Source organism: Nonomuraea sp. NPDC049725 (assembly GCF_040674795.1).
Taxonomy (GTDB): domain Bacteria; phylum Actinomycetota; class Actinomycetes; order Streptosporangiales; family Streptosporangiaceae; genus Nonomuraea; species Nonomuraea ceibae.
Map to the genome: position 1 here is coordinate 396,735 of NZ_JBFANJ010000004.1, position 13,792 is coordinate 410,526.

10 protein-coding genes are annotated in these 13,792 nt (G+C 72.3%); 7 read left to right on the forward strand and 3 right to left on the reverse strand.

Translation table 11 applies throughout. The features are described from left to right. The first annotated feature begins 10 nt into the window (after positions 1-10). The 3 genes from AB0J53_RS13045 (at position 11) to AB0J53_RS13055 (ending at position 3,109) form a co-directional block, all read left to right on the forward strand. Positions 11-847 (forward strand): DUF4097 family beta strand repeat-containing protein, encoded by an 837-nt coding sequence (locus tag AB0J53_RS13045; protein WP_364171624.1) that lies wholly within the window; start codon positions 11-13, stop codon positions 845-847. A 517-nt stretch (positions 848-1,364) separates the two neighbouring features. Then, entirely contained in the window at positions 1,365-2,309 is a 945-nt protein-coding gene (locus tag AB0J53_RS13050; protein ID WP_364171626.1) for an ATP-binding cassette domain-containing protein, read from the forward strand. Further along, positions 2,306-3,109: an ABC transporter permease gene (locus AB0J53_RS13055; RefSeq protein WP_364171628.1), complete on the forward strand. Its 804-nt coding sequence runs from the start codon at positions 2,306-2,308 to the stop codon at positions 3,107-3,109. The genes AB0J53_RS13050 and AB0J53_RS13055 overlap by 4 nt, the downstream gene beginning before the upstream one ends. A 519-nt stretch (positions 3,110-3,628) precedes the next feature. Here AB0J53_RS13055 and AB0J53_RS13060 read toward each other — a convergent pair. After that, entirely contained in the window at positions 3,629-4,297 is a 669-nt protein-coding gene (locus tag AB0J53_RS13060) for a response regulator (RefSeq protein ID WP_364171630.1), read from the reverse strand. Between the two features lie 530 nt (positions 4,298-4,827). Then, entirely contained in the window at positions 4,828-7,818 is a 2,991-nt protein-coding gene (locus AB0J53_RS13065; RefSeq protein WP_364171632.1) for a BTAD domain-containing putative transcriptional regulator, read from the reverse strand. A gap of 440 nt (positions 7,819-8,258) precedes the next feature. Between AB0J53_RS13065 and AB0J53_RS13070 the strand changes: the two genes are divergently transcribed. The 3 genes from AB0J53_RS13070 (at position 8,259) to AB0J53_RS13080 (ending at position 11,760) form a co-directional block, all read left to right on the forward strand. Then, positions 8,259-10,238 (forward strand): PQQ-dependent sugar dehydrogenase, encoded by a 1,980-nt coding sequence (locus tag AB0J53_RS13070; protein WP_364171634.1) that lies wholly within the window; start codon positions 8,259-8,261, stop codon positions 10,236-10,238. 8 nt (positions 10,239-10,246) lie between these two features. Next, positions 10,247-11,131: a sugar phosphate isomerase/epimerase gene (locus AB0J53_RS13075; protein WP_219518132.1), complete on the forward strand. Its 885-nt coding sequence runs from the start codon at positions 10,247-10,249 to the stop codon at positions 11,129-11,131. Between the two features lie 107 nt (positions 11,132-11,238). Continuing rightward, positions 11,239-11,760, forward strand: coding sequence for a hypothetical protein (locus AB0J53_RS13080; RefSeq protein ID WP_364171636.1), 522 nt, complete (start codon positions 11,239-11,241; stop codon positions 11,758-11,760). Here the strand turns inward: AB0J53_RS13080 and AB0J53_RS13085 are convergent. Beyond that, the gene (locus tag AB0J53_RS13085; RefSeq protein ID WP_364171638.1) at positions 11,699-13,201 is read right to left on the reverse strand and encodes an alkaline phosphatase D family protein; all 1,503 of its coding nucleotides are present in this window, start codon (positions 13,199-13,201) and stop codon (positions 11,699-11,701) included. The genes AB0J53_RS13080 and AB0J53_RS13085 overlap by 62 nt on opposite strands. 120 nt (positions 13,202-13,321) lie before the next feature. On the opposite strand from AB0J53_RS13085, the gene AB0J53_RS13090 reads away from it, so the two are divergent. Beyond that, positions 13,322-13,729: a MerR family transcriptional regulator gene (locus tag AB0J53_RS13090; RefSeq protein WP_364171640.1), complete on the forward strand. Its 408-nt coding sequence runs from the start codon at positions 13,322-13,324 to the stop codon at positions 13,727-13,729. Positions 13,730-13,792 lie beyond the last annotated feature (63 nt).

The window sequence follows — 13,792 nt, forward strand, 5'->3', positions numbered from 1 at the left end:
GCCACCCAGCATGCCGACTTTCGACACTCCCACCCCGATCCTGGCCACCGTCGACCTCCACATGGCCGACGTCCGCATCCACGCGACCGACCGCGCCGACACCGTCGTACGCATCCGGCCCGCCCACCACGACACCAGCGATCAGGTCGAGATCGACTACTCCCGCGGCAGGCTCCTGGTGCGCTCGCCGCCCGCCACGTTCCGCTGGCTGCTGTGGGGCGGCGAGTCGATCGACGTGGAGATCGAGCTGCCGACGGGCTCCCGCGCCGAGGTCAAGACCACCGGCGAGCTCCGGTGCGAGGGCCGCCTCGGCGACTGCCGGTTCCAGAGCGCCGACGGCGACGTCTGGCTCGACGAGACCGGCAGACTGCAGGTCCACGCCGGAAACGGCGACATCACCGTGGCCAGGTCCGGCCCCGCCGACATCACCGCCGACAACGGCGGCATCCGCATCAACCGGATCGACGGCGCGGCCACCATCAAGACCGCACACGGCGACATCACCCTCGGCGAAGTGACCGGCGACCTGCGCATGAAGACCGCCCACGGCGACATCACCGTGGACCGCGCCCTCTCGGACGTCGCCGCCAAGACAGCCACCGGCAACGTCCGCATCGGCGAAGTGGTGCGTGGCCAGATCAGCCTGGAAACCGCCTCGGGCGCCGTCGAAGCCGGCATCCGCGCAGGCACCGCCGCCTACCTCGACGTCCGAACCGACTACGGCAACGCACACATCGGCCTCACCCCCACCAGCGGCCCTGGACAGGCCGACGAAACCGCCGAACTCCGCGCCCGCACGGCCTACGGCGACATCCACATCCGCCGAGCCACCCCAACCCCCCACTAACCCAATGCCGCACCCCCCACGGCTCCCAACCAGAGACCGCGCCACCGATCCACATAAGCCCTCGCCCCGGCACCGCTCACCGCAGCGCCGCCACCCCACTTTCCTCGACAGCCCCCACGTTCCTGCACCCGTCACCGCCCCAGCCCGCCATCCCCGTGTCCCTCGAAAACCTCCCATGTCCCCTCACTCGCCACCCCAGCCTCAGCCCCAGCCTCAGCCCCAGCCCCAGCCTCAGCCCCAGCCCCAGCCTCAGCCCCAGCCCCAGCCTCAGCCCCAGCCCCCGTGCTCTCCGTAGCTGCCGGCGATCTCCGAACCCCCGCGATCTTCGAGCCTCGGAGGGGCCGTCCCTCGAAAATTCCAAGCTCCGCGACCTCCAAGCTCGGCGACACAGAGGGTCCCGGTAGGCGTCAAGCCGGGTCCGGGTCCGGGGCCGGGGGCTGTGGCGCGCCCGAAATCGCAGCTAACTGCAAGAAAGCAGACCCAGAGGTGGGCCGCGCTGACCGGAAGGAGAAGACCCATGCCCCCCGCGATCATGGCTGAAGGCCTGGTCAAGAAGTACGGCGACGTGGCCGCCCTGGACGGCTTGGACCTGGCGGTGCCCGAGGGCACGGTGCTGGGCCTGCTCGGCCCCAACGGCGCAGGCAAGACGACGACCGTGCGCATCCTCACCACGCTGCTCAAACCGGACGCCGGCCGCGCGTCGGTCGCCGGGTTCGATGTCGTGCGTGACGCCGACAAGCTGCGGTCCCACATCGGCGCGTCCGGTCAGTACGCCGCCGTCGACGACCATCTGACCGGCGCCGAGAACCTGGAGATGGTCGGCAGGCTCTACCACCTCGGCACGAAACGCAGCAAAGCCCGCGCCCGTGAGCTGCTCGAACGCTTCGACCTCACCGAGGCGGCCAACCGCCCGGTGCAGGGCTACTCGGGAGGCATGCGCCGCCGGCTCGACCTCGCCGGGGCGCTGGTGGCGAGCCCGCCGGTGCTGTTCCTCGACGAGCCGACCACCGGTCTCGACCCCAGAGCCCGCGCCGGTCTCTGGGACGTCATCGCCGAGCTGGTCGCCGCCGGCACCACGCTCCTGCTCACCACCCAGTACATGGAGGAGGCCGACCGGCTCGCCCACCGCATCGCGGTCGTCGACCACGGCCGGGTGATCGCCCTCGGCACGGCCGACGAGCTCAAGGGTCAGGTCGGCGGCGACCGGGTCGAGCTCACCGCGACGAGCACCGCCGACCTCGCCACCATCGCACGCGTGCTCGCCCCGCACGCCGTCACCGACGACACCGCGCTGCGGGTGACCCTCCCGGCGTTCCGCGGCGCCGCGTCGCTCAACGACGCCCTGTCCAAGCTGGCCGCCGAAGGCGTCGCCGTACGTGACGCCGGTCTGCGCCGTCCCACGCTGGACGACGTGTTCCTCACCCTCACCGGGCACGAGACGACGAAGGAACCCAGCCGATGAACTCCCTCCAGATGGCAGTCGCCGACGGCCTCACCATCACCAAGCGCAACGCACTCAAGATCCGGCGCGCGCCCGACCTGCTCGGCGGCGTCGTCATGCTGCCGATCGTGCTCGTGCTGCTGTTCGCGTACGTGATCGGAAGCATGATCGAGCTGCCCGGCATGTCCTACCGCGAGTACATGATCCCCGGGATCTTCGTCCAGGCGATCGTCACCAGCACCCAGATCACCGGCTACACGCTGACGCTCGACCTGCAGAAGGGCATCTTTGATCGGTTCCGCACGCTGCCGATGTCACCCTCTGCGGTCCTCGCCGGCCAGACCCTCAGCGACGTGCTGATGAACGTGACCAGCATCGCCGTCATGGCCGTGGTCGGGCTGCTGGTCGGGTGGCGGGTCCACTCGTCGCCGTACGAGGCCGCGCTGGGCTTCCTGATGCTGCTGCTGTTCTCGTACGCCTTCTCGTGGGTGACGGTGGCGGTCGCACTGACGCTGCGTACGCCCGAGTCGTTCAACAACATCGCCACCATGGTGTCGCTGCCGCTGGTCTTCCTCTCCAACGCCTTCGTGGACAGCTCCCGCCTGCCCGGGCCGCTGCAGGTCGTCGCCGAGTGGAACCCCGTCTCCACCATCATCCAGGGCGCCCGCGAGCTCTTCGGCAACACGAACGCGGCCATGCCCGTGCCTGATGCCTGGCCGCTCCAGCACGCGGTGCTGGCCTCGCTGCTGTGGTCGGTGCTGATCCTGGCCGTCTTCGTCCCCCTGTCCATCCGCCTGTACAAACGAGCCGTCAGCCGCTGAGCCGGGCACCGAGCTCCGCCGCTGAGCCCCGCCGCTGAGCCCCGCCGCTCCGGTGAACGGGAGGTCAGTGAGGGTCGGGCCGGGCGGCGCACCGTAGGGGAGCTGGGCGTCTCAGCCGGGAGCGGCCCCGGTCAGGCGGCCGCTGGGACCGGGCGGCGCAGGGTGCCGTGGCGCGGGCTGGGGCCGGATGGGCGTTTGGGCTTGCGAGTGGGCGCGCTTCCCGGGCTGAGGTGCCTGACCGGGTGCGGTGGGGGGCCGGGCTGGGGCGGTGCGGGGGCCCGGGGACGGGCGTGGGCGGGGTCCCAGGGACGGGCGTGGGCGAGGTGCGCCGCCGGGTGGGGCGTACGAGGTCCCGGGGCGGGCGTGGGCGGGTGCCCTGCCGGGTGGGGTGGGACGCTCGGCTGGCCGGGGCGAGGGCCCTGTCTGGGGAGGTGCAGGGTGCCTGGCGAGGTGGGACGGGATGCCGTGGCTGCGGCGGTGCGGGTGGCCGGGTGGTGGGGGCGGGGTGTTGGGGTGGGGTTAGTCGAGGTTGAGGCGGTAGCCCATGCCGGGTTCGGTGATCAGGTGTACGGGGTGGGCGGGGTCGCGTTCCAGCTTCTTGCGCAGTTGGGCCATGTACTGGCGCAGGTAGTGCGATTCCTTGACGGCGCTGCTGCCCCAGACTTCGGTGAGCAGTTGCCGCTGGCTGACCAGTTTGCCGGGGTTGCGGGCCAGCAGTTCCAGCATGTGCCATTCGGTCGGGGTCAGCCGTACGCCGCCGGTGATGGTCTTGCCTGCGAGGTCCACCACGTGGTCGCCGATCCGCACCTGGGCCGGTTCCGTCCCGTGGCCGCCGGTGCGGCGGGTGACCGCGCGGATGCGGGCGAACAGCTCCTCCAGGTCGAACGGCTTGGTCACGTAGTCGTCGGCCCCGGCGTCCAGGGCTTCGATCTTGTCCAGGTTGTCGGCGCGGCCCGACAGCACCAGGATCGGCAGGCTCGTCCAGCCGCGCAGGCCGTGGATGACGTCCACGCCGTCGATGTCGGGCAGGCCCAGGTCGAGCAGCACCAGGTCGGGGTGCCAGTCGGCGGCCCGGCGCAACGCCGTGGCGCCGTCCGGGGCGGTGGCCACCTCGTAGTCGCGGGCGTGCAGGTTGATGCGCAGGGCCCGCAGGATCTGCGGTTCGTCATCGACCACCAGGACCTTCACGCCTGCTCCTCAGGGTGTACGTGCATCGTCACGGCCTTCTGACCGCGGGGTGGGACAGGGGTGGCGGGAGTGGCCTGTCCGGTCATGCGGGGTGCACTTGCTGCTGTCCTGGGCTTCGGTGTCACTCCCTCATGTTCGCCGACGACCCGAGTATCCGGGGGAGGTGGGGGTGGGGCTGGTCCGGTGAGGGCGACCGAGTGAGGAGGGCTGGTCCAGTGGGAGTGGCTGGTCCAGCGAGGAAGGGCTGATCCCCGTGAGGGGGGTCGGGTCCGGGGTGTGAGGCCGGCTCCCGTGAGGAGGGTCACCTCCGTGAGGGTGTCGGGTTCCGTGAGGGGGGTGGGGTCCCGTAAGGGGGTCCCGTGAAGTCCAGCGAGGAGCAGGGTCCAGCGAGCGGCAGGGTCCAGCGAGGAGGGGGTCCAGCGAGGAGCGGGTTGGTCTCGTGAGAGGGCTGATCCAGGTCCAGCGGTGGGTGGGCGGGGCCGTAGCGGGCGGGATGGCGAGGGGGTACGTGCGGGCAGGGGGCGGAGGGGCTACGGCTTGTGAGGTGGGGGGTTGAGCCAGTGGGTGCGCCAGGTGGGGAGTTCGGCGGCGTCGCGGGTGGGGAAGCGGGCGAAGAGGTCGGCGGCTTCGCGCCAGGCGCGTTCGGCGCGGGTGTGATCGCCGAGCAGGGCGTGGGCGGCGCCGACGTCGCGCAGGGTGCGGCCCCGCCAGAGCAGGTGGCGTAGTTCGTCCCAGGTTTCGAGGGCGCGGCCGAGCCAGGAGAGGGCTTCGCGGGGCCGGCGGGCGGCCAGGCTGAGTTCGCCGAGGGTGCGCAGGCCGAGGCCGGTGCCGACGCGGTCGTGGAAGCGGGCGGTGGAGGCGACGACGGCGCGGAGCGGCGGTTCGGCCTCGGCGAGGCGGTTCTGGCGGATCCAGACCTTGGCCAGCGCCTGGGAGGTGTAGTTGGTGAGGACTTCGTCGCCGGTGTCGAGGATGATCCGGTGGGCCTGGGAGCAGAGGCGTTCGGCGTCGTCGAGTTCGCCGCGGGCCCGGTGGACGAGGCCGATGCCGCGCAGGGCGAGGGCTTCGCCGCGGCGGTGGCCGAGGGCGCGGTAGCGGGTGAGGGCGTCGCGGAGGCTGGTGACGGCCTGGGCGTCGTGGCCGAGTTCGCGGTTGGAGAAGCCGATGCCGTAGAGGGCGTGGGCGAGGCCCTCCTCGTCGCCGAGCGCGGTGAGGGCGGCGAGTGCCTGTTGCATGAGGGGGAGGGCGGTGTGGTGTTCGCCGACCTCGCGGTGGACGGTGCCGAGGCCGTTGAGGGCGACGGCGATGCCGCGTTCGTCGGCTTCGGCGCGGAAGAGGCGGAGGGCGGCGCGGAAGTGGCGTTCGGCCTCGTCGAAGTCGTCGCCGTTGTAGGCGAGCTGGCCGAGGCCGCATTCGACGACGGCTTCGGCGCGGCGGTTGCCTTGGGCGCGGGCGGCGGCGAGGGCGGCGGTGTGGGTGCGGCTCCAGCCGGCGAAGCGGTTGGAGCCGCCGAAGGAGGTGAAGATGAGCGTGTCGGCGAGGGCGCAGGCGAGGGTGTCGAGGCCGAGTTCGGCGGCGCGTTCGACGGCGACGATGAGCGCCGATTCGGCGGTGGGGAACCAGTGGGCGGCGTCGTCGCAGGGAGGGCCGGGCGCGGTGTGGCCGAGGCGGGGCAGCGCGATGGGGAGCTGCTGGGTGAGCCCTTCGCAGAGGGCGAGCATCTTCTCCAGGGCCCGGGTGACGGCGGCGTGCAGGTCGGGTTCGGGCATGGTGGCGGCGGCCCGTTCCTTGGCGTACAGGCGGACGAGGTCGTGCATCCGGTAGCGGGTGCGGCCGTCGCCGGTGGGCAGGGGCTCGACGAGGCGCGCGTCGATGAGCTCTTCGACGATCTCCTCGGTCGCCTCCGGGCCGAGGTCGAGTAAGGAGGCGGCGATGAGGAGGTCGAAGTCGGGCGGGTCGAAGTAGCCGAGGAGGCAGAAGGCGCGCAGGGCGGGGGCGCCGACCTCGGCGCAGCTCGCGCTGATGCCGGCGCGTACGCCGAGGTCGCCGATGGACAGCTCGTCGAGGCGGCGGCGTTCGTCGTCCAGCCGGTGCACGAGGCGGGCCAGCGACCAGTGCGGTTTGCGTTGCAGCCGGGCGCCGACGACGCGGATGGCGAGGGGGAGCCGGTCGCACTGGGCGACGAGGGTGCGGGCGGCGTCGGGTTCGGCGGCGACGCGTTCGGGGCCGACGATGGCGCGGAGCAGGTCGAGCGATTCGGGCTCGGTCATCTCGGCGAGTTCGACGACGGTGGCGCCGGGCAGCCCGTCGGGGCGGCGGCGGCTGGTCACGAGCACGGCGCAGGTGGCGCTGCCGGGCAGGAGGGGGCGGATCTGCGCGGTGTCGGCGGCGTCGTCGAGGACGACGAGGACGCGCCGGGAGGCGAGCGCCAGCCGGTAGAGCTCGATCTTGTCGTCGAGAGGCAGGCTCTCGTCGTGGCCTTCGACGCGGAGCAGGCGCAGCAGCCGGTCGAGCGCTTCGGCGGGGGTGACGGGCCTGGCCTGGGCGCCGCGCAGGGCGATGTGGAGCTGGCCGTCGGGATAGCGTTCCTGCAGCAGGTGGGCGGCGCGGACGGCGAGCGTGGACTTGCCGACGCCGCTGCGCCCGGAGATGAAGACGATCGGCAGCGCGGTGCCGGGCCGCTGGGCGCCTTCGGCGGCGGCCAGGACGCGGGCGAGCCCGGCGGAGGCGCCGGTGAAGTCGGTGATGTCGGGCGGGAGCTGGGAGAGGCGGCCGGGCGGCGGGCCGCCTCGGGGCGCGGTGTCCTGGCGGAGCAGGCCGGCGTGCACCTCGCGCAGCCAGGGGCTGGGGTCGACGCCGAGCTTGTCGCGGATGCGCTCGCTCGCGGCGGCGTAGGCGGCGAGGGCTTCGGCGTGCCGGCCGCTGTGGTGGAGGGCGCGCAGGTGCTGGCCGATCAGGCGTTCGGCGAGCGGGTGCTCGACGAGGAGCGGCGTCAGCGTGGCGATGACCTCGCCGCTCCTGCCCAGGCGCAGCGCGCTCTCGGCCCAGTCGGCGGCGATCGCGATCCGCTGCTGTTCGAGGTTCTGGCGGTAGCGTTCGGCCCATTCGCCGGTGATGCCGGTCAGGGCGACGCCGCGCCACAGGCTCAGGGCCTCGCCGAGGAGTTCGGCCCGCTCCTCGTCGCCGGCGCGGGCGGCCCGTTCGGCGAGGGCGCGGGCGTGGCCGGCGTCGATCTGGCCGGGCGGGACGTGCAGCGTGTAGCCGCCGGGGCTGCGGACGAGTGAGACGTCCTCGATGCCGGCGAGCAGGGCGCGCAGGCGGGTCACGTACGCGTAGAGAGAGCTGCGGACGGAGGTCGGCGGCGCCTCGCCCCACACCCGGTCGATGAGGGTTTCCACGGTGACGAGCCGTCCGGCGTCGGCGACGAGCGCGGCCAGCACCGTGCGCTGTTTGATCGCCCCGGCCTGGCGGGCGGCGTCGCCCGGCTCGATCGTGACGGGACCGAGGATGCGGAAAATCACCGGGTCATCTCATCCTGCGCGCCGGATGGGGGCAAATCGGCGCTGCACTTTGTCCGATAGGCCGCGAAAGTAGCGCGTTTGCCGGTAATTAGGTCCTCCCCGATCGGCATAACGCGGTTACATTCACGATATTTGCTCCCTCTTATCCCTCCACGTCGACCGAAGGGAGAGGCATGAGAGTGAGAACCGCGATCGCGGCCGTGTCTGCTGCGGCGATCCTCATGCCGGCCACCGTCGCCCAGGCCGCAGGAAGCACCCAGGCCGTAGGAAGCACTCAGACCGTAGGAAGCACTCAGACCGTAGGAAGCACTCAGGCCGTAGGAAGCACTCAGGCCGTAGGAAGCACTCAGGCCGTAGAAAGCGCCCAGGCCGCCGGAAGCAGCCCGACTGCAGACAGCAGAAGCGCCCAAGCGCCGCCGCCCGATGACCAGTTCCAGAAGGTGACGCTCAACGACAGCCCCGGCGAGCCCGTCGACCTGGCGGTCTTACCGGACTCCAGGGTCCTGCACACCACCCGGACCGGCGAGGTCTGGCTGCACGACCCGAAGACCGGGCTGAACACGCTCGCCGCCCGGCTGGACGTCTACCAGCACGACGAGGAGGGGCTGCAGAGCATCGCGCTGAGCCCCGGCTTCGGCAAGGGCTCGAAGAAGGACGACTGGGTCTACCTGTACTACTCGCCGCCGCTCGACACGCCGGTGGACGACCCGGCGACGCCGGACGTGAACGAGGGCGACGCCCCGTTCACCGGGACGCCGGCGGACTTCGCGCCGTTCGAGGGGCTGATCCGGCTGTCGAGGTTCCGGTTCGGCCGCGCGAGCATCGACCTGTCCACCGAGCAGAAGATCCTGGACGTGCCGGTGGACCGGGGCATCTGCTGCCATGTCGGCGGCGACATCGTCTTCGACGCGGACGGCAACCTGTACCTGTCGACCGGCGACGACACGAACCCGTTCTTCTCCGACGGCTTCACCCCGATCGACGAGCGGGCCGACCGCAATCCGGCGTTCGACGCGCAGCGCAGCTCCGGCAACACGAACGACCTGCGCGGCAAGGTGCTGCGGATCAAGGTCGGGGACGACGGCTCGTACGCGATCCCGGAGGGGAACCTGTTCGCGCCGGGGACGCCGGGCACCAGGCCGGAGATCTACGCGATGGGCCTGCGCAACCCGTTCCGCATCGAGCTGGACCGGGACAGCGGGGACCTGTACGTGGCCGACTACTCGCCGGACGCGAGGGAGGCCGACCCGGCGCGCGGCCCGTCGGGGACCGGCAAGTGGGCGGTCATCCGCGAGCCGGGCAACTACGGCTGGCCGTACTGCGCGACGGCGCGGCTGCCGTACGTGGACTTCGACTTCGGGACGGGCACGTCCGGGGCGGCGTTCGACTGCGCGGCGCCGGTGAACGACTCGCCGCACAACACCGGGGCACGGGCGCTGCCGCCGGTGGTCCAGCCGCAGGTGTGGTACTCCTACGGCGCGTCGCGGGAGTTCCCGGAGCTGGGCACCGGCGGCATCGGCCCGATGGCGGGACCGGCGTACGACTTCGACCCGCGTGACACGCAGGGCCGCGCGCCGGTGGCCTGGCCCGAGTACTACGACGGCGTCCCGCTCTTCTACGAGTGGACCCGCGACTACGTCAAGGCGTTCCACGGCGACGGGCGGATCGAGGACGTGCTGCCGTCGCTGGTGTTCGACAACCCGATGGACCTGGAGTTCGGCCCTGACGGCGCGCTCTACGTGCTGGAGTACGGCGACGGCTACTTCCGGGAGAACCCGGACGCCCAGCTGTCGCGCTTCGACTACATCGGCCACCGGGGCAACCACTCGCCGATCCCGGTCGCGAAGGCGTCGGCGACCGACGGGCACGCGCCGCTCACGGTCACGTTCACCAGCGAGGGCACCACGGACCCGGACGGCGACCGGCTGCGTTACGCGTGGGACTTCGACGCCGACGGCCGGGTCGACTCCCGGCGGCCCGAGGCGACGTACACCTTCACCGAGAACGGCCTCTACAACGCGACGCTGAGGGTCACCGACGGCGGCGGGATGTCGGCGGCCACGTCGGTGCGGATCGTGATCGGCAACGCCGCTCCGGTCGTCGAGCTGGTGCGCCCGGCGGCGGGGGACTCGTTCTCGTTCGGCGACGTGGTCGAGTTCGAGGTGCGGGTGACGGACGACCAGCCGGTCGACTGCGCGAACGTGACCGTGAACTACATCCTCGGCCACGACGACCACGGCCATCCGCAGACCACGGCCCGGGGCTGCACGGGCTCCATCCAGACGACGGAGCCGGGCGGGCACGACCCGGAGACCGACGAGCTCACCGGCGTCTTCGTCGCCAGTTACACCGACCCCGGCACCGGCGGGCTCCCGCCGCTGACCGGCAGCCACCAGGTCGTCCTCCAGCCGACCAGTTAGGAGATCCCATGTGTTACGGCTACGGCCCGAGCAGGCGCGCGCTGCTCGCCGCGGGCCTCGGCGCGGGGGCTGCGGCCTTCGCGGCAGGCCCGGCCGCCGCGTCGGCGGGCTCCCGGGGGCATCGCGTCCCGCCGGGGCTGATCAGCATCCAGCTCTGGACGGTCCGCGACGACCTGTCGCGTGACTACGACGCGACGCTGGCCTACCTGGCGGAGATCGGCTATCCGAAGGTGGAGCTGGCGCTGGGCTACTTCGGCAGGACGGCCGCGCAGTTGCGTCAGTTCCTCGACGGGCTGGGCATCCGCTCCACGTCCAGCCACGACGGCATCAGCGCCGACGACGCCGCGCTGCACACCAAGATCGAGAACGCGGTGACGCTCGGCCAGTCGTACCTGGTCGTGCCGTACCTGAGCTCCTCCAGCGAGGACCAGTGGAAGGCGTGGGCCGAGCGGATGAACGTGGAGGCCGAGGTCGCCAGGTCGGCGGGCATCCGGTACGGCTACCACAACCACGCCCACGAGTTCACCACGGACCTGGGCGGCGGCCGGACGCCGTGGGACGTGCTCACCGCCGAGCTCGACCCCCGGCTGGTCCACCTGGAGCTCGACCTCTACTGGGCGGTCACCGGCGGTGTCGGGCGCGGCGTCGCCGACCCGGTGCGGTTCACGCTCGACGTGATCAGGCGGGCGCCGCAGCGGGTGCTCCAGTTCCACGTCAAGGACCGGCACCTGGACGGTGACATGGCCGACCTGGGCACCGGGACGATCGACTTCCGGCGCATCCTCGACGCGCACCGGGTGAAGGAGTACATCGTCGAGAACGACACCCCGGACGTCACGCCCCGGCAGACGGCCGAGGTCGGATACCGCTACCTGCGGGAGATCCGCTACTAGCGGCGGCGGGCCCGGCCCGAGGGGGGCCGGGCCCAACTAGTTGAATTCTCACCAAATCTTCACCTTTCGCTGAGCGTCTTCTGAGGCTCACGGGGGAGTCTTGTCCCGTGACCGACCCCTCGCACCAGACCCTGGACTCCGCGAAGACCGCCGCACCGCCCGCCAGGACCGGCCCGGGAGCGCTCCGCCTCGCCCTGCTCGGCCTGGTCGCGATCGGCATCGGCGGCGCCGCCTTCGAGCTCGCCGCCGAACGGCACTGGGGCAGCCCGGTCCAGCTCATCCCGTGGGCGGCGCTGCTGCTGCTCGGGACCGCGCTGGCGCTGCTGGCCGGGCGCGACTCCCCGCGCGTGCTGACCGTGGTGCGCGTGCTGGCGGCGGTCGTGCTGCTCGCCTCGCTCTACGGCGTCTTCACGCACGTCTCCGTCAACCACGGCATGGGCGCGTTCGACCCCGCCTGGGGCTCGCTCTCCCCGCTCACCCAGTGGTGGTACGCGTTGACCAAGTCCGTCGGGAACGCCCCGCCGCTAGCCCCGGGCATGCTGGCCCAGAGCGCGCTGCTGCTCCTGATCATCTCGACGATCCGGCGGCACCGGGGTCAGCCAGCCCCGGAAGGCCGTCGCGCACGGTGAACGCGGCGGCCGTCACCGCCTCGGCCCCCGGCGCGCTCACGTACGGCAGGATCTTGAAGTCGGCGGTGAGCTCGCCGGGTGTGATCCGCACCGCGAGGTAGCCGCGCCGGCGCCGGTGGAAGCGCAGGTGCGGGTTGCCGTCGAGCAGCGGGTCGCCGCCCGGTTCCGGGTCGCGGCCGTCGCCGCCGCTGGACACCGACGTGACCGCGAACTCCGCGCCGACCGGCTCGGCCTCGGGGTCGTCGTAGTCGAGCACCAGGTTGCCGGCCCAGTGCGCGTGCACGTCGCCGGTGAGCACGACCGCGTTGCGGACGCCGGCGCTCACCCAGCCGCCGGTGACGCGGGTGCGCGAGGCGGTGTAGCCGTCCCAGGCGTCGCGCCGCAGCACCTCGCCGGGGCCGGGGTCACGGTCGCGGCGGCCGAAGAACACCTGCTGGGCGACCAGGTCCCAGCGGGCTCTGGAGGTACGGAAGCCGTCCAGCAGCCAGTTCTCCTGGTCCAGCCCGATCAGCGTGTGGCCGGGCGGCAGCGGCGTGGCGCAGGCGGTGAAGCCGTGGCCGCACGGGTGCCGGTCGCGGTGCTGGCGGGTGTCCAGCAGGTGGAAGGTGGCCAGCCGCCCCCAGCGCAGCCGCCGGTAGAGCTGCATCGCGGGCCCGCCGGGCCGGGCGCTCGCGCGCAGCGGCAGGTGCTCGTAGTAGGCGCGGAACGCGGCGGCGCGGCGCTCGGGCGGGATCAGGTTCGTCCAGTTGTTGTCCACCTCGTGGTCGTCCATGATCGCCACCCAGGGCGCGGCGGCGTGGGCCGCCCGCAGGTCCGGGTCGGTCTTGTAGAGCGCGTGCCGCCGCCGGTAGCCCGCCAGCGTGGTCGGCTCCGGCCCCTCGTGGTCGCGCACGTACGCGCCGGGCTCGGCCTCGTTCTCGTACAGATAGTCGCCCAGGTGCAGGATGAGGTCCGGGCTCTCGGCGGCCATGCGGGCGTACGCGGTGAAGTGGCCGTGCTGGTAGTTGGCGCACGAGGCGACGGCCAGGCGCAGCGCCCCGGGCAGCGTGCCGGGCGCGGGCGCGGTGCGGGCGCGGCCGATGGGCGACAGGTGCTGCCCCGCCTTGAACCGGTACCAGTACGGCCGCCCGGGCCGCAGCCCGGTCACCTCCACGTGCACGCTGTGCGCCCATTCGGGGACGGCCCGCTGGACGCCGCGCCGGATCACCTTGGCGCAGCGCGGATCGGTGGCCACCTCCCAGCGGACGTCGACCGGCGCGGCCGGCATGCCGCCGAGCCCGTCCTCGGCCAGCGGCTGCGGCGCCAGGCGCGTCCACAGCACGAACCCGTCGGGGGCCGGTTCCCCGCTGGCCACGCCCAGCGTGAACGGGTCGGCGGGGGCTCGGTACGGCGGCAGGACCGGCGACAGCCCCAGGGCGAGGAACGACCGTCTGTCCAACACACGACGATGATCGCGTGCGGGCGGCAATCTCTCGGTATGCCGAGAGTGCGGCCGAGGTCACTACTCCGGCGGCGGGTTAAGCTAACGTAACAGGAGATTCTGGCAAGGGGCGGAGGGCGGATGCCGGACGGGCTGGTGCAGATCGGCGAGGTCGCCGAGCGGCTCGGGCTGTCCCTGCGCACGATCCGCCACTACGAGGAGGTCGGCCTGGTGGTGCCCGAGCGCACGCCCGGCGGCTTCCGCCTCTACAGTGAGACCGACATCGGCCGGCTGGCCCTGGTCAAGCGGATGAAGCCGCTCGGGTTCAGCCTGGACGAGATGCGCGACCTGCTGGAGATCACCGACCGGCTGGCCGTCGGCGACGACGACCCGTCGCTGGTGGCGCGGCTGCAGATGTTCGAGCGCGCGGTCGCGGTCCGGGCCGACAAGCTGCGCGACCAGCTCGCCATGGCCAGGGAGTTCGGCGAGCAACTGCGGCGCCAGCGGCTGGGCGCGTCCCGTATGACGCTTCTCACCCCGCCGCCCTGAGGATCCAACCCTTACGTCAGGGTAGTTTGAAACGTTTGCTTACCTCTTTCCGGTTGGACGCTC

Excerpts from the sequence above, each read along its gene's own strand:
- AB0J53_RS13090 (WP_364171640.1), top strand. The coding sequence starts at position 13,322 with ATGCCGGACGGGCTGGTGCAGATCGGCGAGGTCGCCGAGCGGCTCGGG.
- AB0J53_RS13075 (WP_219518132.1), top strand. The coding sequence starts at position 10,247 with ATGTGTTACGGCTACGGCCCGAGCAGGCGCGCGCTGCTCGCCGCGGGC.
- AB0J53_RS13050 (WP_364171626.1), top strand. The coding sequence starts at position 1,365 with ATGCCCCCCGCGATCATGGCTGAAGGCCTGGTCAAGAAGTACGGCGAC.
- AB0J53_RS13045 (WP_364171624.1), top strand. The coding sequence starts at position 11 with ATGCCGACTTTCGACACTCCCACCCCGATCCTGGCCACCGTCGACCTC.
- AB0J53_RS13055 (WP_364171628.1), top strand. The coding sequence starts at position 2,306 with ATGAACTCCCTCCAGATGGCAGTCGCCGACGGCCTCACCATCACCAAG.